We start from the raw sequence: 24,288 nt of genomic DNA on the forward strand, positions 1-24,288 counted from the left end.
TGCGTCTAACACCTGTTGGTACTGGCAAAAAGCATTTTGCTTAACGTCGGTTAACACTACAGCACAAAGCTGCCGACGCCAAGGGCGGGACCGGCCCCGCAGGACCGGTCCTTTTGGTCAGGCCGAGGCCTTGGCCAGGGCCTGATCCAGATCAGCGATCAGATCGTCAGCATCTTCGATCCCAATCGACAGGCGCACGATGTTCGGACCGGCGCCTGCGGCCTCTTGCTGTTCAGTGGTCAACTGCCGGTGCGTGGTGCTGGCAGAGTGAATGATCAGGCTGCGCGTGTCGCCCAGATTGGCCACGTGGCTGAAAATCTCAAGGCTGTCGACAAGCTTGACGCAGGCATCATAGCCGCCTTTCACCGCAACGGTGAACAATGCGCCAGCACCCTTTGGGCAAATCTTGGGGACCAGCTTGTTATAGGGTGACGAGGGCAGACCAGCATAGGTGACATAATCAACCCGGTCGTCTTTCTCGAGCCATGTGGCAAGCTTCATCGCATTCTCGACATGGCGGTCCATCCGCAGGCTGAGGGTCTCGATCCCCATCAAGGTGTAATGGGCGGCTTGCGGGTTCATTGTCATGCCCAGATCACGCAGGCCGATTGCAATGCCGTGGAACGTAAAGGCCAGCGGGCCAAAGGTCTCGGCGAATTTCAGACCGTGATAGGCGGGCTCGGGCGCGCTGAGCGAGGGGAATTTGTCATTGGCCTGCCAGTCGAATTTGCCGCTATCGACAACGCAACCGCCGGTGACCGTGCCATTGCCCGTCAGGTATTTGGTGGTGGAATGCACCACTAGGGTCGCCCCGTGTTCGATCGGGCGGCACAGATAGGGGGTGGCCGTGGTGTTATCGACGATCAGGGGAATGCCAGCATCATCTGCCACGGCCGAGATCGCATCAAGATCGGTGATATGGCCACCGGGATTGGCGACGGCCTCGCAAAAGACGGCGCGCGTATCGTCGTCGATAGCGTCCTTGACCGCCTTGTGATCGTCAAAATCAACAAATTTGGCAGACCAGCCAAAGCGTTTGATGGTCTGGCTGAACTGCGTCACCGTGCCGCCATAAAGGCGGGTCGACACGACAATGTTGCGGCCCGGGGCCATCAGCGGAAACAGCGCCATGATCTGCGCGGCATGCCCGGACGAGCAGCATACACCACCAACGCCGCCTTCCAGCGTGGCGATCCTTTCGCCCAATGCGGCAACTGTCGGGTTGGTCAGGCGCGAATAAATATAGCCAACTTCCTGAAGGTTAAACAGCGCCGCCGCATGATCGGCATCGCGAAAGACATAAGCAGTTGTCTGGTAAATCGGCACCTGACGGGCCCCTGTTGCGGGGTCCGGGCGGGCGCCCGCGTGGATTTGCAGCGTGTCAAAACCATATGTGGGTTCATCGGCCATGTTTTCTCTCCCTTTGAATTCTTATTGCGCAAGGTGTAGGCGGAAAATGAGAGGCGCTCAACGGCCCGCCCAAAAAAGAGGAACTTTCCATGCCTGTCCCTTTCCATCTGGCGTTTCATGTTTCGGATTTGGATGCCGCCCGAGAATTCTATTCCGGTCCTCTGGGGGCCAAGGAAGGCCGGTCAACGGATACCTGGGTGGATTTCGATTTCTTCGGGCATCAACTTAGCCTGCATCTGGGTGAACCCTTTGCCAATGCGCCGACCGGACAGGTCGGCGATCACATGGTGCCGATGCCGCATTTCGGGGTGGTCCTGCCGCTGGATGACTGGACCGCGCTGGCCGGGCGGTTGGAAGAGTATCAGACCGATTTCATCATTGCCCCCTCTGTGCGGTTCAAGGGTGAGCCGGGCGAGCAATGGACAATGTTCTTCCGCGATCCGTCGGGGAACCCGATCGAGGTGAAAGGGTTTGCCGACCAAAGCGGCGTCTTTGCGAATTGACAAACAACGTGACGCGGGCCGGGCAAGCAGGAGAAAGTGATGATCATCAAGGTATTGCGTCTTCTGGGGCTTGTTTTTGGTGTGCTTCTGGCCGTGGTTGGGTGCCAGACGATCCGCAATTCGGGGGGCGGTGACTTGCCGGACCGGTCTGCGCAAACGCTGCGGGTCGGCACCTATAACGTCCATTACATCATCGTCAGCCGACAGACCGGGGCCTGGTCCGTGGGCGATTGGGAACGGCGCAAGGTACCTTTGGATCAGGCGTTCAAGGCGCTGGATGCGGATATTGTCGGGTTTCAGGAAATGGAAAGCTTTGCGTTCGGCAACGCGCCGGTCACAAACCTGACGCTGGACTGGTTGTTGGCCAATAATCCCGACCACGCGGCCGCCGCAGTTGGCGATCCGGCGGTATTCCCATCGACCCAGCCCATCCTGTACCGGCCCGCACGGCTGCGGCTGATTGATCAGGGGTGGTTCTTTTTTTCTAAGACGCCTGACGTCATCTATTCGCGCACCTTCAACGGGTCTTTCCCGGCATTCGCCTCTTGGGCGCAGTTTCGGGACCTGAAGACTGATCAACAGTTTCGCGTGCTGAATATCCACACCGATTACGCAAGCCGGTCGAACAGATTGCAGTCCATCGCATTGGTCACTGACCGGATCAGGCCATGGATGGATGCGGGCGAAAACCTCTTTGTGATTGGCGATCTCAATGCGCGGCTGGGCGACAGATCAGTGCGTATGCTGGAAACGGCAGGGCTGACATTCGCGCCGGTCAAAGGATCGACCTACCACTTTAACCGGGGGCTGAACCTGTTTGGCGCCATCGACCACATTGCCCATGCGGGGCAGGTGACCCGTGTCGGCGGTCCGCATGTCCTGCGCGAGAGATTTGCGGGTGAGTGGCCAACCGATCACTACCCGGTTGTCGCCGATTTTGTTTTGACCGAACCCTAGGTTCCTGACCCTAGCGCATCCAGAAGCCCGCGGCCTTGATCTTGTTGCGCAGGGCCTGTTCGCGCCGGGGCAGGTTATTCTGATCAAAAAGGGCGCGCACCTTGTGGCCGCGGCCATGATAAATCATCCGTTTGAACGGATCATACCGTTTCAGCCATTTCTTGACCTTGTTGGGGGTGGCCACAGCCTCGAGTGCGGCGATATTGGCGTCAGTTTCACGCGCATAAAAGAGCGGTAGCACACGGTAGTGGCAGCTGAATGCGCCATCCAGACCGTCCAGTTCCGGCCCGGGTCGGCCGCCGCCCAGACTGTGGATCACAAGTGGCAGAACAATCTGGTCCAGCCAGGGATCAAGCGGCTGGATCACCAGCTCTTCGGGCGGGTCGTCGCGCACTGTCTGGGCATAGTGAGTGAAGCGTTCGCAAAACACCGCAGGGTCAGCACCGATGAACCAACCTGCATTGAAATAGAGGTAGCGTTCCCAGTATTCGTCGGGTTGCGACAGGTCCAGCGAGGTTTCGAAATCCAGACCAAACCGGTCATAAAGGGACTTCCAGATCGCCGTGTAGCCGGGCCAGTAGAGTTCCTCGACCGGCCAGGTCCCCTGACGGTTCATCGAGGCGGTGGGCCGGTCGAAATCAAAGGGCAGGGTGCTGATATCACCGGTGATCAGCGTATCGGTATCAAAAAAGACAAATGGCTCACCCGGCGGCAGGATTTGCAGGCCCTCGATCTTGTTGCCTTGCGGATAGGATTGCCCGAAGACACGGGAATCAAATGGGGCAATCTTTGCCCCAAGTGCCGCCAACGCGCCCTTGATATTTTCCGGCATGCGCGGATCGCGGTCCCATAGGGGGCCGGGCTGGGGTTCTGCAACAAAAAGTGTGCCGTCAAAAAGCGGCGCGTTTTGGCGCAATGATGCGGTAAATAACAACGCCTCATAGGCGAGCCGCCCGGATTGGCCCACAATCATGATATTGAAGGGCTGGGCCATTTTGCGTTTGTCCTTTCCTGCGTTATGTTGATCTATCCTTGGCGGGCGCTTGTGACAACCGCGCTGCAATCGGCATGTCCGCGCATATGGATGTGTCTCATATAGAATGGTTTCTGATGGCTGGTGACGATGATGACTTTCGGGCAGCGCTTCGCCTTACGCCAGAGCCGTGTGCCATCGTCGGCTCGGATGGACATGTTCACATCCACAATGATGGTTTTGACGCGCTGAATGACTGGCCGGCAGGGGCGTTGACGATGACCGCCATCGCCGCCTTTTTTTCGGATGCGCAGGATCGGGACCGTCTGAAAACAGCATTTGAGGCCGCAATTGGTGGCAGTGCCACGGTCGTAGAGGATATGCGCCAGACGATTGCTGGCGAACAGGACGATCGTTGGTGGTCGATCCGAATGATCCCTTTGCCGCAAGTTGCGGCGCATGGGCCGATGGTGATGATGCGCTTTGATGATGTCACCGCCCGGGTGCTGGCGCTGCGCCGGCGCGATGGTGTCGTGGACGAGTTGCAGCATCGTATTGGCAACCTGCTGACACTTGTGCGGATTATTGCGCGTCGCACGGTGCAGACCTCGGAGGATCTCGAGGTTTTTCTGACCGCCTTTGACGAGCGTATTGATGCGCTGGGGCGTACGCATGCCTTCTTATCAGGCGAGAACTGGGACGGCATGACGATGCGCCAGATACTCGATCAGCAGATTGACGCAGACCCGGAGGTGCGTGATCAGATATTTGCGCGTGGCCCAAGCTGGCGGTTATCTGTCCGCCATGCGCAAACCGTTGCGATGGCGATCAATGAATTGTTCACGAATGCAAAGACTTATGGCGCGTTGTCTGTTCCCGATGGTCGGGTGGATGTCAGCTGGGATCATCCCAGCGACGGCAGTTACAATTTCATCTGGAAGGAAAGCGGGTTGTCCAGGCAGCTGGCCCCGAAAACCACCGGGTTCGGGATGCAAATCCTGACCCAGTTGCTGCCCCTGCAGATGGGTGGTCGCGCGGTTCACGCATTCACACCAACCGGTTTCCACTATGCACTGTTAGTGGCGGGGGGTGCCGCCGTGCCGGTGGAAATGGCGCCCGATGATCCGCTTCCGGACCTGCCTGAGGATTTTGTGGACCTTCCCGGATAGATGCGGTCGGCGCGCGGCCTTTTTCGGTAGCGCAACCGCGTCGGCGCCCGTTTGCCCACCGGCCCACGACCCGGTCTAAGGAACGCTGCGTCGCAAGGGTTCGGCTGTTTTTCGGCCAGCCATCCGGGTTGCTGCGTGGCTCGGGACCGGCCCAATCGCCGTTGTCTCGGCCGGCGCCGGTATTTTGCCCAAAAGGGCGTCCACTGCCGCCGCATATGCATCATCCATCTCGGGCGCGACAAAACGCGGTGCTGGTCCTGATGCATCATCGGGGAACGAGGGGCCGATGAATGTCGCAACCGGGGGTGTTTCCGCGGCGATATCAGATGCCACGCGCGCAACGGCCGGCCGGAAAATCAGCGTATCAACCAGATCGTCAAGGAACCCGTCACCCGTATCCGCACCAGGTGTGACAACCGGTTCAATAGCGGCGACAAGCGGGGCTTCATCATCGGCAGGCGCATCGTCCGGCATGCTGTCTGCGGGCATGACCGGCCCGTAAATCGCGGGTGCCGGGTGATCAGCGGTATTGTCCCAAAAGATCTGCGCTGTTGCGGCATCACCTGCATCCTCCAATTCCTGGCGCGCGATGCGGGCGGCAATCTCGTCGTAGTTTTCAATCGACGACATCGCCAGACAGCACAGCAATTTTGGCGTCACGTCAGTGCTGAGTTGGGCATAAAGGCTTGGAATAAGGTCATATAATTCATCGGCCTCGCGTCCGGGCCTGTCGGTCAGCATAATGGTGCTGATATAGGGGTTGCGGCGTTCTGCCGACAACAGCAACGCATGTGTCAACCGCCCGTCAATGCGTTCATCCGCCACCATCAGATCAACGGTTTCGACCCTGATCATTTCATGCGCCAATCGGCGGCTTTCGACGCAGACGACCTGGAACCCCTTGTCCATCAGTCCCTTGGCAGCGGCTGCGGTGTCTTCGGCGTCATCGCGCAGGATCAGAGCCTTCATCGGATTCTCCCTCTATGTGGCGGCATCTTTCCGAATCCTACGGACGGACCCTTAAATTTTGCTGAAAATGCACTGCAATCACGCAGGAGGCTTGGCGCTTCTGTCTGATCCCCCTATAGATCGGCCAAAGTGACCGGGAGGTATGCGCAGAATGCGGACCGCAACAATTACACGTAAAACGGCCGAGACGGATATTTCCGTGACCATCAATCTGGATGGGGCGGGTGTTTATGACAACCAGACTGGTGTTGGGTTCTTTGATCACATGCTTGATCAGTTGTCGCGCCATGCGCTGATTGACATGACCGTCCGGGCGACGGGCGATCTGCATATTGACGATCACCACACGGTCGAGGATGTGGGCATTGCGTTGGGGCAGGCCCTGACCGAGGCGCTGGGCGACAAGCGTGGCATTCGGCGTTATGGCAGCTGTCATCTGCCGATGGATGACGCGCAGGTGCGCTGCGCGCTTGACCTGTCCGCGCGGCCCTATCTGATCTGCAATCTGGACCTGCCCTTTGGCAAGATCGGCACATTTGACACCGAACTGGTGCGCGAGTTCTTTCAGGCGCTCAGCACCCATGGCGGGATCACCCTCCATATCGACAAGCTGCACGGGTTCAACGCACATCACATTGCCGAAGCCGCGTTCAAGGCCGTGGCCCGCGCGCTGCGCGAGGCTGTCGAAACCGATCCGCGCAAGGCTGATGCGGTCCCCTCGACCAAGGGTCGTTTATGACAACCGCATTGATCGACTATGACAGCGGCAACCTGCACTCTGCCCATAAGGCGTTTGAGCGGATGGCCGGCGAGGTTGGCGCCGGTCCGATTGTGGTGACGTCTGATCCTGATGTTGTGGCCAAGGCGGACAGAATTGTCCTGCCCGGTGATGGGGCCTTCCCGCATTGCCGGGCCGGGCTTTTTGCACGCACCGGTCTGGCAGAGGCGATCATCGCGGCGGTCATGGAAAAGGGCAGGCCCTTTTTTGGAATTTGCGTCGGGATGCAGATGCTGGCGACGACCGGACATGAATACGCCCCGACGCCCGGATTTGGCTGGATCAGCGGAGATATCCGGCGGATCAGCCCGACGGATGAGACGCTGAAGGTGCCGCATATGGGCTGGAATGACCTGATTTTGGATCACCCGCATCCGGTTCTGGCGGATATCGAGACCGGCGATCACGCTTATTTCGTACATTCCTATGCGATGGACGTCACCGATCCGGCTCATCGTTTGGCGCATGTGGATTATGCGGGCGACATCACCGCCATCGTTGGGCGGGATACGATTATCGGCACCCAATTCCACCCCGAAAAAAGCCAGATGGCAGGGCTGCAGATGATTGGCAATTTTCTGAAATGGACCCCGTAATTTGGATTAAGTCCGTCGTGAAAGCCGTTGAGGTAAAAGCATGATTTCGAAACGTCTTTTTGTGTTGGGCGCCGTGGCGGCATTGGCGGCTTGTGGCGGTCGACCTTCGCCCACACGGGCTGCGCGCCGGGACATCCCGCTATATCCGAACGAAACACCCCAATTGCGCCGGTTGATCAATAAATATGCCGCCATCCACGAGATCCCCGTGACGCTGTTGCATCGGGTGATCATTCGCGAAAGCACGCATAATCCGGCAGCGCGCAATGGGCCCTATTGGGGATTGATGCAAATTTTGCCCGAAACCGCCCGCACGATGGGCTATCGGGGTAGCCCCGAAGGTTTGCTGGACGCGGAAACCAACCTGAAATACGCGGGCAAGTATCTGCGCGGGGCGTGGCTGCTGTCTGACGGGGATGAGGCGACAGCTGTCAGCTGGTACGCCCGCGGGTACTATTTCGAGGCCAAGCGCCGGGGGCTTCTTGTGGAAACAGGCTTGCGTCCCGGTTAAGGCGCGATTGGGGTGCTGGTCCCGGGGATGCCCCGGAACCAGGCAGAATGCGCTATTGCACGCGGACCCATGTGCCGCCGTTGCGGCAGATGCCCAAAACACAGCCCGATACCGATAGCTGATCGCCGTTTAGCTGCAGCTTGGATGAATATGTCTTGTCACGATCAGGCGAATAGACCTTCCCGCTATAGGCGCCGCCGCCATTTGCGACAGTCTCGGAGATGATGTTGCGACCGGTGAAGTTCGACGAGATTTCATTGGCATTGCTGTCAAACGACTTGATCAACGTCCCACACAGCGCGGCCCCACAAGGCGCCACCTGAATGAACCCGAAATTGCCATTGTCGTCCTTGGCCGTCTGCCAGATGCCTTCCAGCGGATCTGCCATTGCCGTCCCGGCCATGCAAAGCGCTGCGGCGGCCGTCATAAGGATCTTCTTCATCTGTCTTCCTCCCTGAGAATTAGGCTTAGCATGCGCCACCCTGTCGCAGCCAATCAAGTCTGACGTTGGGTCGCCGCGGTTCATTGCATTCCGGTCTGCTGCATGCATAAACGCGCACATCCAGACAAAAGGAACCGCCCGAATGATCCTCTACCCTGCCATTGACCTTAAAGACGGAAACGCCGTGCGGCTGGTGCATGGGGATATGGATCAGACGACCGTTTTCAACGATGATCCGGCAGCACAGGCCAAGGCCTTTGTGGCGGCGGGGTGTGAATGGCTGCATCTGGTGGATCTGAACGGCGCTTTTGCGGGCGAGCCGGTGAACGCCGCCCCGGTCGAGGCGATCCTTGCCGCCTGTCCGGTGCCTGCGCAACTGGGGGGCGGCATTCGTGATATGGCCACGATTGAACGCTGGCTGGATAAGGGACTGGCACGGGTCATTCTTGGTACGGTTGCCGTCGAAGACCCCGATCTGGTGCGTGCGGCAGCCAAAGCCTTTCCGGGGCAGGTGGCCGTGGGTCTGGACGCCCGCAATGGCCGGGTTGCAACACGCGGCTGGGCAGAGGAGACCGACATCATGGTGACCGACCTTGCCCGATCCTTTGAAGATGCGGGGATCGCCGCGATCATCTATACGGATATTCTGCGCGATGGGGCCATGAAGGGGCCGAATGTCGATGCAACCGCTGATCTGGCCCGCGCCGTCGACATCCCGGTGATCGCCTCGGGCGGGGTGTCATCCATGGCTGATTTGACCGCGTTGCAGGCGACAGGCGTCATTTCGGGCGCGATCTCCGGCCGGGCGCTTTACGATGGGGCGATTGATTTGGCGGCCGCCCTGGAGACCCTGAAAGGATAGTCACCCATGCCAGCAGATGTCCGAAAGATCGACTTACCAGCGGTCAGCGCCTTGCATCAGCAACGCAAGGCAGGGGATTTTCTGGACTGCTACAGCGTGGCGTCGGACCTGCCCCCGCGCCGGGCCGCCGAGATTGTGACCAGCTTTCCGGGATGGGCGCAGGCGCTGTTGGGGATCAGACGCATTGTGACAGCGCCGTTCGGGTTGGACAATGACGGCCCGCAGACCGCCGACAAGCTTGGCCCGTTTCCGGTACAAAGCGAGACCGAGACAGAAATCCTTGCCGGTTTTGATGACAAGCATCTGAATTTTCTTGTGTCGGTGCTTTCGCATCAGGGGCAGATCAGTCTGGCGACATGGGTTGCCCCGCATCACCTGGGTGGGCGGCTTTACCTAGCTGCGATCATGCCGTTTCATATCGCAATCGCGCGCAATGCACTGGTGCGGGTGGCGGCGGCCTCGCAGACCTGATGCGTATGATTGCTCGCGTCGCCTTTTGGGTGCTGCTTGGAGTGCCAAGTCTTGTGCTGCTGCTGACCTTGGGGGCAGAGCAGGTGCTGACGTGCCAGATGGACCCTTACCAGGGTTTCACCTGTCCGCGCATATTCGGCTATGCCATGCCGCTGGCTGCGCTGGGCATCTTCACGATCATACCGTTTCTGATCATCGGATTCATTTGGCTGGGCATGTCGTCTGCGGCCGCGTTGGCAGGACGCAGACGACGATAGGGTCAGTTCGCGCTCATCGCCTTGTCGGTCAGCGCATTTAGCGCGCCGTTCACCTTTTTGACGACTTCCGCATCAGCGGCGATGTCGAGACCGGCAAACAGGTCTTCTGCCGGGGTCCATGTCATCTGCGTGTTGCCGTCCGCATCCTGATAAGCCAGCACGCGCAGTGGCAGAACGAGACCCGCGCGCAGGTCATCTTCCATTGCCAAAGTACCCAAGGCGGGGTTGCCGAAGATCAGCAATGTTGCATCGGGAATGGATTTGCCGACGCTTTCAGCGCCCTTGGCATGATCCACACGGGCAAAAACGGTGGCGCCTGCGCCGGTGACGGCGGCCTCAAGCCCATCAATGGTTTCGCTGACGGAAAGTGGGGATGCTTTGATCATATTTTCGGCCCAAGCTGCTGTTGTCGAAAGCCCGATAAGGGCGGTTGCGATAAGGTGTTTCATGTGTTGCCTCCAATACCAGTGCGCAACTTAAGCCTGAATTTCGCCGCTGATGCCAGCGCCGCCCTTCCCATTTCGCCGCTTTCCGCCTAAGGATCACGGCATGTTGAAGACCCGGATCATCCCCTGCCTTGATGTCGCCGAGGGGCGCGTTGTCAAAGGCGTGAATTTTGTGGACCTCGTGGATGCGGGCGACCCGGTTGATGCGGCGATTGCCTATAATGCGGCGGGCGCGGACGAGCTGTGTTTTCTCGATATCATGGCCACGCAGGAAAATCGCGGTACGATGTTCGATCTGGCCACCCGCACCGCAGAACAGTGTTTCATGCCGCTGACGATTGGCGGGGGCGTGCGTACCCATGAGGATGTGCGCGATCTGCTGCTTGCGGGGGCGGACAAGGTCAGCTTCAACTCTGCCGCCGTGGCCAATCCTGATGTCGTGGCCGAGGCCGCGATGCGGTTTGGGTCGCAATGTATCGTTGTGGCGATTGACGCCAAGACGGTATCGCCCGGAAAGTGGGAAATCTTCACCCATGGCGGACGGCGCGCGACGGGCATAGATGCGGTCGCATTTGCCAGGACGGTCGTTGAAAAAGGGGCGGGGGAGATCCTGCTGACGTCGATGGATCGCGATGGCACCAAGGCGGGGTTCAATCTGCCGCTGACCCGGGCGATTTCGGATGCGGTCAATGTGCCGGTGATTGCCTCGGGCGGGGTTGGCACGCTGGATCATCTGGTCGAAGGGGTGACGGAAGGCGGGGCATCGGCTGTGCTGGCGGCCTCGATCTTTCACTTTGGGACCTACACGATCGGGCAGGCCAAGGCCCATATGGATGCCGCAGGCATACCGGTGCGGCTATGACGCTCGAAGAACTCGCCGCTGTCATCGCCTCGCGCAAGGATGCCGACCCGGGTAGCAGCTGGACAGCCAAGCTGCTGTCCAAGGGGCCGGAAAAATGCGCCGAGAAGTTCGGCGAAGAAGCGATAGAGGCGATTGTCGAGGCGGTCAAAGGGGACCAGGCGGGCCTGACTGCCGAAGCGGCGGATGTGCTTTACCACTTGCTGGTCATGCTGGCGTCGCTGGATGTACCACTTGATGATGTCATGGCGGAACTGGCCCGACGGCAAGGCATGTCCGGCATCGCCGAAAAAGCCAGCCGCTAGCGTTCTGTCCCTATAGCCTGGACGAAATCACCCCTGTGGCAAAGCCGCCCATCCGTAATTCGCCGAACAACCGCTGATACTCGATTTTCGGGCAGCGATCCTGCACCACATCGACGCCGCGATCCTGTGCGGCTTGCGCGGCTTGTGCATGGCTGACGCCAATCTGCATCCAGATCGTTTGCAGGTCGGGCCAGCGATCCAGTGCCTCGGTCACGATTTGGGGCACCGCCTCGGACCTGCGAAAGATATCAACCATGTCGACCGCGTCAGGGATACTTGCCAGATCAGGATAGACCGTCTCGCCCAGCAATGTCTGGCCAGCCAGCCCCGGATTGACCGGTATGACGCGATAGCCCTTGAGCCCCAGATAGCGGGCGACATAGAAACTGGGGCGCACCTGCTTGGCGGACACGCCAACAACCGCAATCGTGCGGGTTCGTTTCAGGATATTGCGGAGAAAATCATCTGAATACTGCATTGATCCTCTGCATAAACAAAAAGACGCCCGGCGAAAACCGGGCGTAAGTTACGGAACGAGGGACAGTAGCGTGAAGGCCGCTGTTCCAAAACGGCACTTCCACTTACTGAGGTAAGCAATCTGACAGGCAGCAAAAGTACGGCTCAGATTTTTGTGATCGGTCGTTATCTCAACCGGTCTGCAAGCGGGGCCAGTGATCATTGGCAAGGGACATATTGGCCTCGACATCCGTCGACCAGGCCGACAGGGCCTGGGCGGAATGGTTCAGGAACAGCTTGCCGTCATGCAGCATCCATGCCTCGGGATCCGATGGGATCACCTCTCCCCTTGCCATGCCCATGGCGCAATAACCGCCATATTGGGGGGCGAAAGCCTTGGGGTTCATCTCGAAGGTCAGTCTGTGGGACCGGTCGACAAAAAGCCAGGTTGCCCCATGCCAGACCAGCCGATGCGCCATTGACCCGGGTACAGCCGCGCCCCGTGCGAAATAGGCCACCGGATCAATACCGTGAATGGCAAACCCGTTTTTGGAATACACGCGTGATGGGCCGGCATAGGCCGGACGGGTCATCAATGGGGTGCTGGCGATCAATGCCAGCATGTGGCGGCGCGTCATCATTGTCGCGGGGCTCCGGGTCGGGTTTGCGTGTCCATGCCAGCAAAATATGCCGATCTGGCCGCGCAAACGACCCGCCTCGCCAAGTCGTGAGAGACTGTGACATGCGTTTCAGTCGAACACGTCCTCGATCACATCCCATAATTCTTCAAAAACTTTACGCCGGAAGCTTTTGCTTTTCTTGCGCTTTTGCGGCTTTCGGTAAGATTGTGCAGGATAGTGCCGGGCAGGCGGACGGTGTGCCTTTGTCCGTTTTGCATGGTCAGCCGCAGGGGCGCCATGCGGGGCAATCGGTAACATTTTCAGGGCATGAAGCGGCGCACCGCAGTTACTGCAGGTCAGTTCGTGGCGCTCTTTCCCGCGTAGAACCAGCGCAGCCCTGGTGCCGCAATAGCAGCAGGTCGCAATTTTCGTAGCAGCCATATCGTGCCCCTTTTTAGTCGGCCTTGACTGCATATAGGGCCACCGCGGCCGCATTTGAAACGTTCAGCGATCCAAAAGCAGCTGCTGCGTCAATCCGCACCAGCGCGCTGCAGGTGTCCTTTGTCTTTTCGCGCAAGCCTGGCCCTTCGGCGCCCAACACCAATGCGATGGCATGATCCCGCTTGTCGCCGGTTGCCTCGGCGATGGTCTGATCGGCCGTTCCGTCAAGCCCCAGAACCAGATAGCCCATGGATTTCAAGGCCTCAATTGCATCTGCCAGATTGCGCACCCGCAGATAGGGCTGGCGTTCCAATGCACCGCTGGCCGTCTTGGCCAGCGCGCCTGTCTCGGGGGCAGAATGCCGCTGCACCGCAATCACGGCCCGCGCGCCAAACACCTCGGCAGAGCGCAGGATTGCACCCACATTATGCGGGTCCGTGACCCGATCCAGCAGCACAAGGCGTGGCGGGTTCGGCCCGTCGCCCAGAGCGAGGTCTTCAAGACTGCCCCATTGCAGCGGTTTCACCTCAAGTGCGGCACCCTGATGAACCGATTGCGGATCAAGCGGTGCCGCAAATTTGCGTGGATCAGAGATTTCAGGGGTGATCCCGGCGGTGTCCACGACATCCCCCAGTCGCTCAAGCGCGTTGCGGGTCACGACAAGCCGCAACTTGACCCGGTTGGGGTTGGATAAGGCGTCGCGCACCGCATGCAGACCAAAGAGCCACACCGTCTCATTGGCTGCAGCCCGTTTGCCCTGTTCCTTGGCGATCACCCATTTTGGTTTTTTCATCAAGGTTTCCTTTCGGCGAAGATGCGCAATGCGTCTGCGACACCCGCCGCGACCGGTCCGGCGATATCGCAAAGCGGGTGTCTGCACCAGACCCGCCAGCCTGTCTTGCGCCGCAATGCGCGGTATCGGCGCACGGCGGATAGCCCGTCATATTGATAAAACGGCGATGCTGCAAAATGTGGGGTGTTTTGAGGTTGACGCTCAGCAGAGCGGCGGGTAATCAGCCCGCCAGTGGGCGACAGGCCGCAAGGTGTGGCAGGGGACTGTAACTCCCTCGCGGAGACGCACGCCTGGTTCGATTCCAGGGTCGCCCACCATTCTCTCCATAGCGTTGATTTTCCCTGTGCTGCACAGCACCCCGATCAAGCATGTCTGAATTGGATGGAAAATTCTGCAATTCAGGCAAAATGAGTGTGAAGAAGATCAAGCAAAATTGGCCGCTCAGTGCGACGCACTTGATCAATCAGCGCATAGGTCTTCGATCACTCTCTACAAAGCCAGGTTGATCGGACGCCACAGGTCTGTTTGGAAGCCCCCCAAGGCCGGCGCCGATGTCTGTTGCTGTCCGCGGCCGGAAAACCCTGCGTTTCAAATAAAAAACGGCCATGCCCGGGAGGAGGTGGACATGACCGTTCTTATTGATCAGCGCCCGCCTGCGTCTCGGGAGGAGAAGAGCGGGGCGCTTCCTCGCAACCATTGCTCGGGAGGAGGTGAGCGCCGGTCGCGGTATCATCGGTTCCACCCGGGAGGAGGTGGGTGGTCCCGAAACCTTTTGTGAAAGTGGCGACATCCGGGAGGAGGTGGATGTCGCCACCTTATTGGCGACCCCTTGCTCAGGGAGGAGGAGAGAGCGTCGGGGTCTTTTCAGGTCTGCCATTCTGGGAGGAGGGGCAGATCCGATCCGTTGAATTAGTTGCCGTATGCGGCTTCGTATGCGACCGTCTTGATCTGCGACCGGTGCAGGCCCAGATCAGCCAGATCGCGGCTGGACAACGCCGACAGCTCGGTCAGCGTGGTTTTGTAGATTTTGCGCTTTGCAGTGGCCTCGGCCAGATTGGCCCGGAAGTTTGCAAAACGGTCGCCAAGGCTTAGGCTGGCGTTGCGTGTGTCTGTGATGAATGCCATCGTTTTATCTTTCGTCTACTCGTGTATCGGTGTTTCCCCACCGCTTGTGACCAATATGTAGGTGGATGCTGCGGTTGCACAATAACGTTTACGTCAATGCTGCTATGCAGAAAATGCATAAGCGGTGCTGACCTTTCGTTATGATTTTGTCGCAATTGCGGGCACAGCGCCGCATGCCCTTGCGGTTTGCCCAAAACCCGCCCAAAACTGCCTGAAAATCAGACCTTTTGAAAACCGGAGCCTGCACCATGTCCATTTCGCGCGATGAAATATTGGACGCCTTGTCCCGACTCACACTGCCGGGTGGGACGGATCTGGTATCAGCCGACATGATCCGCGCGCTGGCCGTTGACGGGGGCGATGTGCGGTTTGTCATCGAAGCGCCCGATCCAGACACGGCCGCCAAGATGGAAGGGGTGCGATCAGCGGCCGAGCAATTGATCCGCGGGCTTGATGGTGTGGGCAGCGTCTCGGTCATCTTGACCGCACATGGGCCAGCCGCAAAGCCGCAGGCGCCGCCATCGCTGAAAGTCGGGCGCCATCCGACACCACAGGCGGGCCCGTCCAAACCGACAGGTGTTGACAGAATCCTGGCCATCGGATCCGGTAAAGGCGGGGTCGGGAAATCGACCGTTTCCTCAAACCTGGCAGTTGCTTTGGCCAAAGAGGGCCGCCGCGTCGGGTTGCTGGATGCTGATATCTACGGGCCGTCGCAGCCGCGGATGATGGGGGTGAACAAGCGCCCCGGCTCGCCCGACGGTAAAACGATCATTCCGTTGCAAGCCCATGGGGTGACGATGATGTCCATCGGGCTGATGATGGAAGAGGGCAAGGCCGTCGTCTGGCGTGGCCCGATGTTGATGGGGGCGTTGCAGCAGATGCTGGGCCAGGTCCAATGGGGTGAGCTGGATGTGCTGATCGTTGATCTGCCGCCGGGGACGGGGGATGTGCAACTGACCCTGTGTCAGAAAACCGACCTGACAGGCGCCATTGTCGTCAGCACGCCGCAGGATGTGGCCTTGATTGATGCGCGCAAAGCGATTGACATGTTCAACAACCTGCGCACGCCCGTATTGGGCCTGATCGAGAATATGTCGACCTTTGTCTGCCCGACCTGCGGGACGGAAGCGCATATCTTTGGCCATGGCGGCGTGGCCGCCGAGGCGGAAAAGATCGGCGCACCTTTCCTTGGGGCACTGCCGATTGACCTTGATACCCGTCTTGCGGGCGACAGCGGTACGCCTGTTGCTGCCGGTGATGGCCCAATGGCCGACGCCTACCGGCAATTGGCCCGGCGGTTTATCGACGGCGGGATGGCGTGACTATCCGTCTTGCCACTGATGCAGATTTTGACGCGCTCTGGCCGCTGCTGCGCGCGACGTTCAGGGCTGGCGACACCTATGCCGTTGACCCGCAGATCAGTCGCGAGGCCGCCTTTGACTATTGGATGACCCAACCGGCGGCCACCTATGTCGCCGAGGGGCCGGATGGAATTGCCGGCACATATTATATCAGAACCAACCAACCGGGCGGCGGGGCGCATATCTGCAATTGCGGATATATCGTGGCCGAGGCCGCGCGCGGGCAGGGGTTGGCGGCGCAGATGTGTATCACAAGCCAGCAGCAGGCGGCCGCCCTCGGCTATCAGGCGATGCAGTTCAATTTTGTATTGGCGAGCAATGCAGGTGCGGTGCGTCTGTGGCACAGGCTTGGGTTTGATACTGTCGGGACCATTCCAGCGGCGTTCAACCACCCGCAAGCGGGTATGGTTGATGCATTTGTCATGTATAAGCGGCTGGATGGCTGACGATGCCGGTTATGGCGACCCTGCCGCTATTGTTCTGCAAGATAGTCGGCAGAGACGTAGCCGGTGACCTGTGGCGCATCTGCCAGGGACACCTGACACCATAACTGACCGACTTCTGTGACGCAGGTGCGGCGGTTCAACACGGTGCCATCCGGCAGACCCATGATAATGCCAAAGCCCAGCCCGGGGCCTGACCGCAGTTTGAGCAGTTCATCAGGTCCAGTGCCTGTGACGACGGTGCGATCCGTACCCAGAGTGCTACATCCGGCGATCAGTAAGAAGGCAAGAAGTGTCGGAAATGTATTGCGGCGCATGGTCTGCTCATTTTTTTGGTTTTGCCGAACATAGACCGGCGCGGGGCGAATGCCTAGGGTCCTGACCCTAGTGCCCCGCTGTTCGGCAGTACCGCCGCCACCCACAGTCAGAATGCGTATGGGAATTTATGGAATTAAGTACGATCCCGAATCATTATTACGTGATTCACGCTCTCTCTACGGGTCAAACCTGAGCGGATGAGCCCATTTTATGATCGCAATGACGAAGGTATCGACGAAAATGGGAATTTATGGAAGGCCAATCTTGCGGGGCCAATTTTCCTATATGTTGTGTTTATAGACCAGTGAACCACTACAATTGCTACAATTTTGCGGTGTTGGACCCTATATGTTGTTTTTCAGCAGTCCCAAAAACACCATGTAGTACCATGAATTCCCAAATAGTTGTTGATTGGTGATCCGACTGGTGGCACAACAGTCCCACGGTAACGACGGAACGACTTCAAACGGGGCATCTTAAGAACCCCAACCGGCAAAAGCAGGTTTCATACAGGCTTCGTCATTACCCAACCAGATCCGGCGCGTGAGCGAGCAGACATCCCCCCAGGTGGCACGCGCGATCGGACTTTCCCCGCAAGGGGCGGAGACGGCGGATTGATCAGTGGCAGCAGATCAATCCGCCGTTTTCACATCTAAAGCCCGGGGTGAATGAGTGAGGACCGAGGGACAGTGGTTCTGAGTTTTACAGGCGAACACACCTTGAAGGTGGACGGTAAGGGACGCATGTCGATCCCTGCCGATTTTCGTCGTGTGCTTGAAGCCGGTGACCCCGAATGGACCCCCGGTTTGTCGCCTCGCCTTTACCTGCTTTATGGCAACCACCTCAAAGACCAGCTTCACGGGTACACCGTCAGCGAATTCAACGCGTTGGTTGACAGTATTAACGCGATGCCCCGTGGGTCCGTGAACCGCAAGAAATTGTCGCGTCTGATTATCGGGCAGTCGATCAAGCTGGATGTTGATAAGGACGGGCGCACTGTCATGCCGCTTAAGCAGCGCCAAAAGCTGGGTATCACCGATGGCGAGCTGACATTCAGCGGTGTTGGTGATCACTTTGAAATCTGGAAGGCAGACGTCTTTACCGAAGAGGTTGCCGACGGGCTGGATGATTGGCTGGACGAGCAGGACGCGGAATTCGAACTGCTTAGCCTGCTGGACGAGTAGGCTATGACCGTCGCTGCCGCGCCTCATATTCCTGTTTTGATTGAACCGCTCATCGCAGCGGTTTCGCCCGTTTCTGGGGTCTGGCTTGATGGGACCTTTGGCAATGGGGGCTACACCCGCGCACTCTTGGCGGCGGGCGCTGATAAAGTGATCGGTGTGGACCGCGATCCGCTCGCGTTTGAAATGGCCGCCGGTTGGATCGGTGATTATGGCGACAGGATCGAGACGATTGCGGGCGTGTTCTCCAGGCTTGATGAATACGGGGCCGATCTGGATGGCGTGGTGCTGGACCTTGGCGTCAGCTCGATGCAACTCGACATTGCTGAACGAGGTTTTTCCTTCATGCGCGACGGGCCGTTGGACATGCGTATGTCACAAGAAGGCACCTCAGCCGCCGATCTATGCAATGATATGGATGAAGGCGAGCTGGCCGATATCATCTACCTCTACGGCGAAGAACGCGCCTCGCGCCGCATTGCCAAGGCTATTGTCGCGGCGCGGCCGGTCACAACCACCGGGCAGCTTGCCAAGATCGTCGAAGGCTGCCTGCCGCGCGCCAAACCGGGCCAATCGCACCCGGCCACACGCACCTTTCAGGCGCTGCGGATCGCGGTGAACAACGAATATGGCGAATTGGCCGAGGGGTTGATGGCCGCTGAACGGGCGTTGAAACCCGGCGGGCAATTGGCCGTCGTGACCTTTCATTCGGTCGAGGATCGGATGGTCAAACGGTTCCTGCAGGCCCGATCCGGGAACACCGCCAACGCCAACCGCTACGCACCCGAGGTCGCACAGATCACGCCGGCCTTCCGGATCGAAAAGCGCAAGGCGATTGGGCCAGACGCAACAGAGCTTGCGGAAAACCCGCGCGCGCGTTCCGCAAAACTGCGTGTCGCGATCCGTACCGATGCGCCGGCGCAGGATATCGACCCGGCAACGCTTGGCATGCCGATGAAAAAGACAAAGGGGGGCAGGTAATGCGTAGCTTTTTATATGTCATGGCCGCTTTTGTGGTGATGGCCCTGGGGTTTTGGGCCTATCAGGAAAACTACAAGACGCAGCAGGCGATCAAGGATGTGCGTGGCCTGCATGCGCAGATCGGTGCCGCGCATGAGCGGTTGGGCATGCTGCGGGCGGAATGGGCCTATCTGAACCGCCCTGATCGGCTGGCAGATCTTGCCGAACTGAATTTCGACCGTCTGGGGCTTTTGCCGCTGATGCCGGATGCTTTTGGGGCGGTGGATCAGATTATCTATCCGATCCCGCCCATCAGCCCGATCATCAACCCGATCGAGCTGTCTTTTGATCCTGCCGATGTGGAGAACCCGCTATGAGAACGCCCCTGCGTCCGCTTGCCCGTATTCTCAAGGCCCGCGCCCAGGGCGAAAACCCCGACAAGATCGAGGCCGAGAACAAGCGCATTCGCCACGAGGAAATGGCCGACAAGTCCCGGCAACGCGCGGAAGGGCGGCTGCTGGTTCTGGGGCTTGCGTTTTTCTGTGCCTTTGTGGTGATTGGTGGGCGGATGGGCACATTGGCCGCATCTGTCCCTGAAGAGCCGCGCGCGAGTGCGCTGGGTAACCCGATTATCGGGCAACGTGCTGATATTGTTGACAGAAACGGGCGTATTCTGGCGACAAACCTGCAGACACATTCGCTTTATGCGCATCCGCAGGAAATGATTGATCCGCTGCATGCGGCTGCCGGTCTGGCCGAAATCTTTCCCGAACTGGATGAGGAAGAGCTGATCGCCGATTTCTCGGGCGAGCGGAAATTCATGTGGATTCGCCGCCAGATCAGCCCCGAGCAGATGCAGGCCGTCCACGATATCGGCTCGCCGGGTCTGCTTTTTGGGCCGCGCGAGATGCGTCTTTACCCCAACGGCCCGATTGGTGCGCATGTGCTGGGCGGGGCAAGTTATGGTCGCGAGGGCGTGGCCAGTGCCGAAGTGATCGGCGTGGCCGGGGTCGAGCGGCATTTTGATGCCTTCCTGCGCGACCCGGCCAATGAGGGCGCGCCGCTGGAATTGTCGCTGGATCTGACTGTGCAGGCCGCCACCGAACAGGTGCTTGCGGGCGGTATGTCGATCATGAACGCCAAAGGGGCGGCTGCCATTGTCATGGATGTGCATACCGGCGAGATCATCTCCCTGGTGTCCCTGCCGGATTTCGACCCGAACAACCGCCCGCGCGTTCTGACCAAGGGTGATCAGTCGGACAGCCCGCTTTTCAATCGGGCGGTGCAGGGCGTCTATGAACTGGGGTCGGTTTTCAAGATATTCACTGTCGCGCAGGCGATGGAGTTGGGGTTGGTCAATCCCAACACGATGATTGATACCCAAGGGCCGCTGACCTGGGGCCGCTTCCGGATCCGTGATTTCCACGATTACGGGCCAGAGTTGTCCTCTACAGATGTGATCGTGAAATCCTCGAATATCGGGACCGCCCGGATCGCGATGCAGATCGGCGCCGCCCGGCAGCGCGAATTTCTGGGCTCTCTGGGCTTTCTCGAGGCGACACCGGTCGAGATGGTCGAAGGTCCGACGGGCAAGCCGCTTTTGCCGCCCAACTGGTCGGAAATTTCAACGATGACAATCTCTTACGGGCATGGTTTGTCTTCCTCACCCCTTCATCTGGCGGCAGGATATGCGTCATTGGTCAACGGTGGAACGCGGGTGGCGCCTACCTTGTTGCGTCAGGATGATGTCGCACCCGGCGAACGGGTGGTCAGCGCCGCGGTCAGCCGTCGGTCGATGGATATGCTGCGTCAGGTTGTGTCGCGCGGAACAGCATCTTTCGGCGAGGTGCCTGGGTACGAGGTCGGTGGCAAAACCGGTACGGCGGACAAACCCCGCGCCAGCGGCGGTGGCTATTATGATGACAAGGTGATCGCGACATTTGCATCCGCCTTTCCAGCCGATGACCCGCAATATGTGCTGATCGTCACCCTTGATGAACCATCCGAGAATTCAGGGGACAAGCCGCGTCGGACGGCTGGTTGGACAGCCGTACCGATTGCTGCCGAAATTATCCGCAGGGTCGCACCCTTGCTGGGCCTGCGACCACAAGTGGACACGCCGCAATCGGTGGGTATAACACTCACCGCAAATTGAGGGGCGTTGCATGACCACATTGGCGGAACTGGGGCTAACGGCCCAAGGCGGGGCAGAAGCACAGGTCACAGGGCTTGCCGTTGATAGCCGCGACGTCAAGGATGGGTATCTCTTTGCGGCTCTGCCGGGCGCGCAGGTTCACGGGGCAGAATTCATCCAATATGCCTTGCGCATGGGGGCAGGGGCGATCCTGACCGATGCTGCGGGGGCCGCGATTGCATCGGAACATCTGGCTGGTGCGATGGCCGCCGTGATCATCGCCGAGGATCCGCGCCAGACGCTGGCGCAGACCGCGTCGCTCTGGTCGGGGGCGCATCCGGGCACTGTCGTTGCGGTGACGGGGACAAACGGCAAGACGTCGGTGTCCACCTTCTGCCGCCAGATTTGGGAACAGATGGGCATTGCGGGCGTCAATCTTGGCACAACCGGGGTTGAGGGGGCCTGGACCCATCCGCTGAAACACACCACACCTGAACCGATCACGCTGCACCGCGTTCTGGCGCAGGCGACCGAGAACGGGATCACCCATGTCGCGATGGAGGCGTCCTCGCACGGGTTGGATCAGCGCCGGCTGGATGGCGTGTTGCTGACGGCTGCGGGCTTTAGCAATTTTTCGCAGGATCATCTGGATTATCACAAGACCTTTGACGCCTATTTCGAGGCCAAGATGGGCCTGTTTGATCGGGTATTGTCCGAGGATGGCGTCGCCGTCATCAACCTTGATGACCCCAAAGGTCAGGAGGTGGCAGATCGCTGTACCGCCCGCGGGCAAGAGGTGATCGGCGTCGGTCGCGATGCGGGCGCACGTCTGCAACTGACCGGGCAGCGCTTTGACGCAACCGGGCAAGAGGTGCTGTTTTCGTGGCAGGGGCAGGCCTATCAAGTGCATCTTGATCTGATCGGTGGATTTCAGGCGGAAAACGTCCTGCTGGCAGCGGGCCTTGTGATTGCCGCAGGGGCAGAGCCGTCGACGGTTTTCGAGGTGTTGCCAGAACTTGGGACGGTCCATGGCCGGATGGAACTTGCCGCGACCCGCGACAATGGGGCGACGGTTTTTGTGGATTACGCACATACACCCGACGCGGTATCGACCGCCCTGCAGGCGATGCGCCTGCATGTGATGGGCCGGATCATCGTTATTGTTGGCGCGGGCGGTGACCGCGATGCCACCAAACGCCCATTGATGGGGGCGGCGGCGGCGCGCCATGCCGACAGCGTGATTGTGACCGATGACAATCCGCGTTCCGAAGACCCCGCCACAATCCGCGCGGCCGTCATGGCCGGCGCTGTCGAGGCGGGGGCGACTGACAGCATCACCGAAGTCGGCGACCGGGCCGAGGCCATCCTGCGTGGGATCGACATGCTGGCGCCCGGCGACGCCCTGCTGATTGCGGGCAAGGGCCATGAGACCGGTCAGGTCATCGGTGACACCGTTTTGCCCTTTGACGATGTCGAGCAGGCCAGCGTGGCCGTGGCCGCGCTTGAGGGGCGGATATGAGCCTGTGGACCGCGCAGGATGCGGCTGCCGCGACCGCGGGTCAGGTCGCGTCCGATTGGACGGCCACAGGCGTGTCGATTGATACCCGGACCTTGCAGCCAGGCGACTTGTTCGTGGCATTGAAAGATGTCCGGGACGGCCATGATTTTGTGGCAGCGGCCCTAGAAAAAGAGGCGGCTGCGGCTTTGGTCAGCCGGATCCCTGACGGTGTCTCAGCCGCGCGTCTTTTGATCGTTGAGGACGTGTTGGACGGGCTGGTCGCGCTGGGGCAGGCAGGACGGCAGCGTACCCGCGCCCGTGTGGCCGCGATTACCGGGTCGGTGGGCAAGACATCAACCAAGGAAATGTTGCGCGCGGCCCTGGCCGGGCAGGGTAAATGCCACGCAGCCGAGGCATCCTACAACAACCACTGGGGGGTGCCGCTGACATTGGCGCGCATGCCTGCCGATACGGATTTTGCCATAATCGAAATCGGTATGAGCAACCCGGGCGAGATTGCCCCCCTGTCAAAATTGGCCCGCCCGCATGTGGTGATGGTCACAACAGTTGCGGCAGCCCATCTGGCTGCCTTTGACAGTCTGGCGGGTATCGCGACAGAGAAGGCCAGCATCATGGACGGGGTGGCACCCGATGGTGTCGCGATCCTGAATGCCGATATCGAAACCACCGATATCTTGCAGCAGCATGCAACCACATGTGGCTTGCGGCAGGTTCTTTTTGGCGAAGAGGGCCGCGACTGGACGCTCAGGGATGTCCGGCTCTCGGATGATATTACGATTATCAGCGCGACAGGGTCCGGCGAGGATTATCTGTTCAAGCTGAACGTCTCGGGCCGGCATTTTGCGATGAACGCGGTTGGGGTGCTTGCCATGGTCGATGCATTAGGGGCTGATCCGGTCACCGCATCGCTTGATATTGCCAATTGGCGGCCACCGCCGGGGCGTGGCACCCGCGAGATCATTGTGACCGACGGCGCCAAGCAGGGCGAGACGCTTGATCTGATGGATGACGCGTTCAACGCCAACCCCACCTCGCTAGCAGCAGCGTTGGAGGTTGTGGCGGCGGCGGTCCCGGTTGACGGGGTCGGGCGCATCGTCAAGGGACGGCGGGTTGCGATCCTGGGTGATATGCTCGAACTGGGGCCGGATGAGGTGCAGATGCATCGCGACATGGCCGCAAACACCCACCTTCATGCGCTGCAACTGATCCATTGCGCCGGACCGCTGATGCATCATCTGTGGCAGGCCTTGCCCGACGACAAACGCGGGGTCTGGGCCGAGAATGCAGGCGACCTGGCGGCAAAGGTATCGCAACTGGTTGATGCGGGCGATGTGGTGCTGGTCAAGGGATCCAAGGGCAGCAAGGTCAGTCTTGTCGTTGACGCCATCCGCAAATTGGGGCATCGCCGCCCCCGACAGGATTAAAGGTA

Annotated in this window: 30 protein-coding genes and 1 tRNA gene; 20 read left to right on the forward strand and 11 right to left on the reverse strand. The window is 59.5% G+C overall.

Annotated elements, in window-relative coordinates; genetic code table 11:
- Positions 1-117: 117 nt before the first annotated feature.
- Complete coding sequence (locus AABB31_RS21420; RefSeq protein WP_342076237.1) at positions 118-1,410, reverse strand: O-acetylhomoserine aminocarboxypropyltransferase/cysteine synthase family protein; 1,293 nt, start codon at positions 1,408-1,410, stop codon at positions 118-120.
- 89 nt (positions 1,411-1,499) lie between these two features.
- On the opposite strand from AABB31_RS21420, the gene AABB31_RS21425 reads away from it, so the two are divergent.
- Complete coding sequence (locus AABB31_RS21425) at positions 1,500-1,913, forward strand: VOC family protein (protein ID WP_342076236.1); 414 nt, start codon at positions 1,500-1,502, stop codon at positions 1,911-1,913.
- 39 nt (positions 1,914-1,952) lie between these two features.
- Entirely contained in the window at positions 1,953-2,870 is a 918-nt protein-coding gene (locus AABB31_RS21430) for an endonuclease/exonuclease/phosphatase family protein (RefSeq protein WP_373635306.1), read from the forward strand.
- A 10-nt stretch (positions 2,871-2,880) separates the two neighbouring features.
- Here AABB31_RS21430 and AABB31_RS21435 read toward each other — a convergent pair whose 3' ends face one another.
- A complete protein-coding gene (locus AABB31_RS21435; RefSeq protein ID WP_342076233.1) occupies positions 2,881-3,864 on the reverse strand; it encodes a hypothetical protein in 984 nt (327 codons plus the stop codon).
- 74 nt (positions 3,865-3,938) lie between these two features.
- On the opposite strand from AABB31_RS21435, the gene AABB31_RS21440 reads away from it, so the two are divergent.
- A complete protein-coding gene (locus AABB31_RS21440; protein ID WP_373635307.1) occupies positions 3,939-5,012 on the forward strand; it encodes a sensor histidine kinase in 1,074 nt (357 codons plus the stop codon).
- A 75-nt stretch (positions 5,013-5,087) separates the two neighbouring features.
- Here AABB31_RS21440 and AABB31_RS21445 read toward each other — a convergent pair whose 3' ends face one another.
- Complete coding sequence (locus tag AABB31_RS21445; protein ID WP_342076230.1) at positions 5,088-5,981, reverse strand: hypothetical protein; 894 nt, start codon at positions 5,979-5,981, stop codon at positions 5,088-5,090.
- A gap of 151 nt (positions 5,982-6,132) precedes the next feature.
- On the opposite strand from AABB31_RS21445, the gene hisB reads away from it, so the two are divergent.
- The 3 genes from hisB to AABB31_RS21460 are packed head-to-tail and all read left to right on the forward strand — an operon-like array spanning position 6,133 to position 7,866.
- Complete coding sequence (hisB, locus tag AABB31_RS21450) at positions 6,133-6,720, forward strand: imidazoleglycerol-phosphate dehydratase HisB (RefSeq protein WP_373635308.1); 588 nt, start codon at positions 6,133-6,135, stop codon at positions 6,718-6,720.
- Positions 6,717-7,355: an imidazole glycerol phosphate synthase subunit HisH gene (gene hisH, locus AABB31_RS21455; protein WP_373635309.1), complete on the forward strand. Its 639-nt coding sequence runs from the start codon at positions 6,717-6,719 to the stop codon at positions 7,353-7,355. Before hisB ends, hisH begins: the two co-directional genes overlap by 4 nt.
- A 40-nt stretch (positions 7,356-7,395) precedes the next feature.
- Positions 7,396-7,866, forward strand: coding sequence for a lytic transglycosylase domain-containing protein (locus tag AABB31_RS21460; RefSeq protein ID WP_342076228.1), 471 nt, complete (start codon positions 7,396-7,398; stop codon positions 7,864-7,866).
- A gap of 52 nt (positions 7,867-7,918) precedes the next feature.
- Here AABB31_RS21460 and AABB31_RS21465 read toward each other — a convergent pair whose 3' ends face one another.
- On the reverse strand, positions 7,919-8,308 hold the full coding sequence (locus tag AABB31_RS21465) for a DUF2147 domain-containing protein (protein WP_342076227.1): 390 nt from the start codon (positions 8,306-8,308) through the stop codon (positions 7,919-7,921).
- A gap of 142 nt (positions 8,309-8,450) precedes the next feature.
- Here AABB31_RS21465 and hisA point away from each other — a divergent pair, with 142 nt between their 5' ends.
- The 3 genes from hisA to AABB31_RS21480 are packed head-to-tail and all read left to right on the forward strand — an operon-like array spanning position 8,451 to position 9,898.
- A complete protein-coding gene (gene hisA, locus AABB31_RS21470) occupies positions 8,451-9,170 on the forward strand; it encodes a 1-(5-phosphoribosyl)-5-[(5-phosphoribosylamino)methylideneamino]imidazole-4-carboxamide isomerase (RefSeq protein ID WP_342076226.1) in 720 nt (239 codons plus the stop codon).
- Positions 9,171-9,176: 6 nt separating this feature from the next.
- Entirely contained in the window at positions 9,177-9,641 is a 465-nt protein-coding gene (locus tag AABB31_RS21475; RefSeq protein WP_342076225.1) for a DUF2867 domain-containing protein, read from the forward strand.
- Positions 9,641-9,898 (forward strand): hypothetical protein, encoded by a 258-nt coding sequence (locus AABB31_RS21480; RefSeq protein ID WP_342076224.1) that lies wholly within the window; start codon positions 9,641-9,643, stop codon positions 9,896-9,898. Before AABB31_RS21475 ends, AABB31_RS21480 begins: the two co-directional genes overlap by 1 nt.
- A 2-nt stretch (positions 9,899-9,900) precedes the next feature.
- Here AABB31_RS21480 and AABB31_RS21485 read toward each other — a convergent pair whose 3' ends face one another.
- Positions 9,901-10,347, reverse strand: a complete 447-nt coding sequence (locus tag AABB31_RS21485; RefSeq protein ID WP_342076223.1) for a DUF302 domain-containing protein — start codon at positions 10,345-10,347, stop codon at positions 9,901-9,903.
- Positions 10,348-10,447: 100 nt separating this feature from the next.
- Between AABB31_RS21485 and hisF the strand changes: the two genes are divergently transcribed.
- Positions 10,448-11,206, forward strand: a complete 759-nt coding sequence (hisF, locus tag AABB31_RS21490) for an imidazole glycerol phosphate synthase subunit HisF (RefSeq protein WP_342076222.1) — start codon at positions 10,448-10,450, stop codon at positions 11,204-11,206.
- On the forward strand, positions 11,203-11,508 hold the full coding sequence (locus AABB31_RS21495; RefSeq protein WP_342076221.1) for a phosphoribosyl-ATP diphosphatase: 306 nt from the start codon (positions 11,203-11,205) through the stop codon (positions 11,506-11,508). Before hisF ends, AABB31_RS21495 begins: the two co-directional genes overlap by 4 nt.
- 10 nt (positions 11,509-11,518) lie before the next feature.
- On the opposite strand, the gene AABB31_RS21500 is transcribed toward AABB31_RS21495, so the two are convergent.
- From AABB31_RS21500 to rlmB, 4 genes are all read right to left on the reverse strand, one after another.
- Positions 11,519-11,986, reverse strand: a complete 468-nt coding sequence (locus tag AABB31_RS21500; RefSeq protein ID WP_342076220.1) for a CoA-binding protein — start codon at positions 11,984-11,986, stop codon at positions 11,519-11,521.
- Between the two features lie 169 nt (positions 11,987-12,155).
- Positions 12,156-12,605, reverse strand: a complete 450-nt coding sequence (locus AABB31_RS21505) for a YHS domain-containing (seleno)protein (protein ID WP_342076219.1) — start codon at positions 12,603-12,605, stop codon at positions 12,156-12,158.
- A gap of 108 nt (positions 12,606-12,713) precedes the next feature.
- A complete protein-coding gene (locus AABB31_RS21510; RefSeq protein WP_342076218.1) occupies positions 12,714-13,025 on the reverse strand; it encodes a hypothetical protein in 312 nt (103 codons plus the stop codon).
- A 13-nt stretch (positions 13,026-13,038) separates the two neighbouring features.
- Positions 13,039-13,818, reverse strand: a complete 780-nt coding sequence (rlmB, locus tag AABB31_RS21515) for a 23S rRNA (guanosine(2251)-2'-O)-methyltransferase RlmB (RefSeq protein WP_342076217.1) — start codon at positions 13,816-13,818, stop codon at positions 13,039-13,041.
- A 233-nt stretch (positions 13,819-14,051) separates the two neighbouring features.
- Between rlmB and AABB31_RS21520 the strand changes: the two genes are divergently transcribed.
- Positions 14,052-14,135: transfer RNA gene (locus AABB31_RS21520), tRNA-Tyr, on the forward strand.
- Between the two features lie 592 nt (positions 14,136-14,727).
- On the opposite strand, the gene AABB31_RS21525 is transcribed toward AABB31_RS21520, so the two are convergent.
- Positions 14,728-14,943 carry a DUF1127 domain-containing protein gene (locus AABB31_RS21525; protein WP_342076216.1) on the reverse strand — a complete coding sequence of 72 codons (216 nt, stop codon included), beginning with the start codon at positions 14,941-14,943 and terminating at the stop codon, positions 14,728-14,730.
- Between the two features lie 248 nt (positions 14,944-15,191).
- Here AABB31_RS21525 and AABB31_RS21530 point away from each other — a divergent pair, with 248 nt between their 5' ends.
- Both AABB31_RS21530 and AABB31_RS21535 read left to right on the forward strand, forming a co-directional pair.
- On the forward strand, positions 15,192-16,265 hold the full coding sequence (locus AABB31_RS21530) for an Mrp/NBP35 family ATP-binding protein (protein WP_342076215.1): 1,074 nt from the start codon (positions 15,192-15,194) through the stop codon (positions 16,263-16,265).
- Positions 16,262-16,750 carry an N-acetyltransferase gene (locus AABB31_RS21535; RefSeq protein ID WP_342076214.1) on the forward strand — a complete coding sequence of 163 codons (489 nt, stop codon included), beginning with the start codon at positions 16,262-16,264 and terminating at the stop codon, positions 16,748-16,750. The genes AABB31_RS21530 and AABB31_RS21535 overlap by 4 nt, the downstream gene beginning before the upstream one ends.
- A gap of 26 nt (positions 16,751-16,776) precedes the next feature.
- Here AABB31_RS21535 and AABB31_RS21540 read toward each other — a convergent pair whose 3' ends face one another.
- Positions 16,777-17,064: an SH3 domain-containing protein gene (locus AABB31_RS21540; protein ID WP_342076213.1), complete on the reverse strand. Its 288-nt coding sequence runs from the start codon at positions 17,062-17,064 to the stop codon at positions 16,777-16,779.
- A gap of 669 nt (positions 17,065-17,733) precedes the next feature.
- Between AABB31_RS21540 and AABB31_RS21545 the strand changes: the two genes are divergently transcribed.
- From AABB31_RS21545 to murF, 6 genes are read left to right on the forward strand one after another with little or no spacing between them, the layout of a single operon-like run.
- The gene (locus AABB31_RS21545) at positions 17,734-18,249 is read left to right on the forward strand and encodes a cell division/cell wall cluster transcriptional repressor MraZ (RefSeq protein ID WP_342076212.1); all 516 of its coding nucleotides are present in this window, start codon (positions 17,734-17,736) and stop codon (positions 18,247-18,249) included.
- 3 nt (positions 18,250-18,252) lie between these two features.
- Positions 18,253-19,227, forward strand: a complete 975-nt coding sequence (rsmH, locus tag AABB31_RS21550; protein WP_342076211.1) for a 16S rRNA (cytosine(1402)-N(4))-methyltransferase RsmH — start codon at positions 18,253-18,255, stop codon at positions 19,225-19,227.
- Positions 19,227-19,583, forward strand: coding sequence for a cell division protein FtsL (locus AABB31_RS21555; RefSeq protein ID WP_342076210.1), 357 nt, complete (start codon positions 19,227-19,229; stop codon positions 19,581-19,583). The genes rsmH and AABB31_RS21555 overlap by 1 nt, the downstream gene beginning before the upstream one ends.
- The gene (locus AABB31_RS21560) at positions 19,580-21,361 is read left to right on the forward strand and encodes a penicillin-binding protein 2 (protein WP_342076209.1); all 1,782 of its coding nucleotides are present in this window, start codon (positions 19,580-19,582) and stop codon (positions 21,359-21,361) included. The genes AABB31_RS21555 and AABB31_RS21560 overlap by 4 nt, the downstream gene beginning before the upstream one ends.
- 10 nt (positions 21,362-21,371) lie before the next feature.
- Positions 21,372-22,859, forward strand: coding sequence for a UDP-N-acetylmuramoyl-L-alanyl-D-glutamate--2,6-diaminopimelate ligase (locus AABB31_RS21565; RefSeq protein WP_342076208.1), 1,488 nt, complete (start codon positions 21,372-21,374; stop codon positions 22,857-22,859).
- Entirely contained in the window at positions 22,856-24,283 is a 1,428-nt protein-coding gene (murF, locus tag AABB31_RS21570; protein ID WP_342076207.1) for a UDP-N-acetylmuramoyl-tripeptide--D-alanyl-D-alanine ligase, read from the forward strand. The genes AABB31_RS21565 and murF overlap by 4 nt, the downstream gene beginning before the upstream one ends.
- Positions 24,284-24,288: the final 5 nt, after the last annotated feature.

The sequence above is a fragment of the Yoonia sp. SS1-5 genome, from assembly GCF_038443705.2.
GTDB classification, from domain to species: Bacteria; Pseudomonadota; Alphaproteobacteria; order Rhodobacterales; family Rhodobacteraceae; genus Yoonia; species Yoonia rhodophyticola.

Coding starts and splice junctions, on each gene's coding strand:
- AABB31_RS21420 (WP_342076237.1), bottom strand. CDS start 1,410: ATGGCCGATGAACCCACATATGGTTTTGACACGCTGCAAATCCACGCG.
- AABB31_RS21425 (WP_342076236.1), top strand. CDS start 1,500: ATGCCTGTCCCTTTCCATCTGGCGTTTCATGTTTCGGATTTGGATGCC.
- AABB31_RS21430 (WP_373635306.1), top strand. CDS start 1,953: ATGATCATCAAGGTATTGCGTCTTCTGGGGCTTGTTTTTGGTGTGCTT.
- AABB31_RS21435 (WP_342076233.1), bottom strand. CDS start 3,864: ATGGCCCAGCCCTTCAATATCATGATTGTGGGCCAATCCGGGCGGCTC.
- AABB31_RS21440 (WP_373635307.1), top strand. CDS start 3,939: ATGTCCGCGCATATGGATGTGTCTCATATAGAATGGTTTCTGATGGCT.
- AABB31_RS21445 (WP_342076230.1), bottom strand. CDS start 5,981: ATGAAGGCTCTGATCCTGCGCGATGACGCCGAAGACACCGCAGCCGCT.
- hisB (WP_373635308.1), top strand. CDS start 6,133: ATGCGGACCGCAACAATTACACGTAAAACGGCCGAGACGGATATTTCC.
- hisH (WP_373635309.1), top strand. CDS start 6,717: ATGACAACCGCATTGATCGACTATGACAGCGGCAACCTGCACTCTGCC.
- AABB31_RS21460 (WP_342076228.1), top strand. CDS start 7,396: ATGATTTCGAAACGTCTTTTTGTGTTGGGCGCCGTGGCGGCATTGGCG.
- AABB31_RS21465 (WP_342076227.1), bottom strand. CDS start 8,308: ATGAAGAAGATCCTTATGACGGCCGCCGCAGCGCTTTGCATGGCCGGG.
- hisA (WP_342076226.1), top strand. CDS start 8,451: ATGATCCTCTACCCTGCCATTGACCTTAAAGACGGAAACGCCGTGCGG.
- AABB31_RS21475 (WP_342076225.1), top strand. CDS start 9,177: ATGCCAGCAGATGTCCGAAAGATCGACTTACCAGCGGTCAGCGCCTTG.
- AABB31_RS21480 (WP_342076224.1), top strand. CDS start 9,641: ATGCGTATGATTGCTCGCGTCGCCTTTTGGGTGCTGCTTGGAGTGCCA.
- AABB31_RS21485 (WP_342076223.1), bottom strand. CDS start 10,347: ATGAAACACCTTATCGCAACCGCCCTTATCGGGCTTTCGACAACAGCA.
- hisF (WP_342076222.1), top strand. CDS start 10,448: ATGTTGAAGACCCGGATCATCCCCTGCCTTGATGTCGCCGAGGGGCGC.
- AABB31_RS21495 (WP_342076221.1), top strand. CDS start 11,203: ATGACGCTCGAAGAACTCGCCGCTGTCATCGCCTCGCGCAAGGATGCC.
- AABB31_RS21500 (WP_342076220.1), bottom strand. CDS start 11,986: ATGCAGTATTCAGATGATTTTCTCCGCAATATCCTGAAACGAACCCGC.
- AABB31_RS21505 (WP_342076219.1), bottom strand. CDS start 12,605: ATGATGACGCGCCGCCACATGCTGGCATTGATCGCCAGCACCCCATTG.
- AABB31_RS21510 (WP_342076218.1), bottom strand. CDS start 13,025: ATGGCTGCTACGAAAATTGCGACCTGCTGCTATTGCGGCACCAGGGCT.
- rlmB (WP_342076217.1), bottom strand. CDS start 13,818: ATGAAAAAACCAAAATGGGTGATCGCCAAGGAACAGGGCAAACGGGCT.
- AABB31_RS21525 (WP_342076216.1), bottom strand. CDS start 14,943: ATGGCATTCATCACAGACACACGCAACGCCAGCCTAAGCCTTGGCGAC.
- AABB31_RS21530 (WP_342076215.1), top strand. CDS start 15,192: ATGTCCATTTCGCGCGATGAAATATTGGACGCCTTGTCCCGACTCACA.
- AABB31_RS21540 (WP_342076213.1), bottom strand. CDS start 17,064: ATGCGCCGCAATACATTTCCGACACTTCTTGCCTTCTTACTGATCGCC.
- AABB31_RS21545 (WP_342076212.1), top strand. CDS start 17,734: ATGAGTGAGGACCGAGGGACAGTGGTTCTGAGTTTTACAGGCGAACAC.
- rsmH (WP_342076211.1), top strand. CDS start 18,253: ATGACCGTCGCTGCCGCGCCTCATATTCCTGTTTTGATTGAACCGCTC.
- AABB31_RS21555 (WP_342076210.1), top strand. CDS start 19,227: ATGCGTAGCTTTTTATATGTCATGGCCGCTTTTGTGGTGATGGCCCTG.
- AABB31_RS21560 (WP_342076209.1), top strand. CDS start 19,580: ATGAGAACGCCCCTGCGTCCGCTTGCCCGTATTCTCAAGGCCCGCGCC.
- AABB31_RS21565 (WP_342076208.1), top strand. CDS start 21,372: ATGACCACATTGGCGGAACTGGGGCTAACGGCCCAAGGCGGGGCAGAA.
- murF (WP_342076207.1), top strand. CDS start 22,856: ATGAGCCTGTGGACCGCGCAGGATGCGGCTGCCGCGACCGCGGGTCAG.